Annotated in this window: 1 protein-coding gene and 1 pseudogene; both read left to right on the plus strand. The window is 69.4% G+C overall.

Features of this window, described 5'->3' with window-relative positions; translation table 11 throughout:
* Positions 1-460 (plus strand): annotated as a pseudogene (locus BH719_RS09790) (hypothetical protein); the annotation flags it as partial.
* A gap of 58 nt (positions 461-518) precedes the next feature.
* Positions 519-767: a WhiB family transcriptional regulator gene (locus BH719_RS02360; protein WP_005871596.1), complete on the plus strand. Its 249-nt coding sequence runs from the start codon at positions 519-521 to the stop codon at positions 765-767.
* Positions 768-787 lie beyond the last annotated feature (20 nt).

Genomic DNA, 787 nt, shown 5'->3' on the forward strand with positions numbered 1-787 from the left:
GCCCGCCGCGCTCGTCGGCGGGGACTACGCCCCGTACCGGCCCAGCGGCCCCCTGCCTTGGGTGCTGGTCGGCGGCGGCGAGTGCCTGGAGGCGGCACGGGCGATCCACGCGGCGGCCGGTTGGGGCGAGCCCGTCGTCGCCGACGTGGTCCCCGAAGCGTCGTGGGCGCGCCTCGGGCGGTGCCCGGGGGCGAGGGTGCTCGCGCTGGATCCAAATGACAACATCGTCCGCGCGTTATTCCAGACCGCCAGGGTCCGCCCGGCCTCCCTGCTGGCCTGCGGGTTCACTTCCACAAGCGGTTTGCTTAACGATGATGGTAACCTGACAAACATCCGGATGATCGGCGGATTACCGCCGTTCCAGCGGCCCCACGAGCGCCTGGGTGAGAACCCCCATAGTGCTCTGGCGGAAAGTGTGCCCCAGAACTCTTGCGCCGTTGCGCCGCGTACCGGAAACTAGCGATGTTACAGGTGAGCTTGCCCTCCGGGACGAGACTTGATAGAGGAGCTGTTGAGAGATGGATTGGCGCAGTAAAGCCGCGTGCCTGACGGTCGACCCCGAGTTGTTCTTCCCCATCGGGAATACCGGCCCCGCGATCGCGCAGGCCGCCGAGGCCAAGGCCGTGTGCCGCACCTGCGAGGTCCAGGCCGTCTGCCTCCAGTGGGCCCTCGACAACAACCAGGACTCCGGCGTGTGGGGTGGAATGAGCGAGGAGGAGCGCCGTTCCCTGCGCCGCCGCGCCGCGCGCGCCCGCAGGGCCTCCTGACCGCTGCACTCGGCGGAGGA

Source organism: Pauljensenia hongkongensis (assembly GCF_001746855.1).
Taxonomy (GTDB): Bacteria; Actinomycetota; Actinomycetes; order Actinomycetales; family Actinomycetaceae; genus Pauljensenia; species Pauljensenia hongkongensis.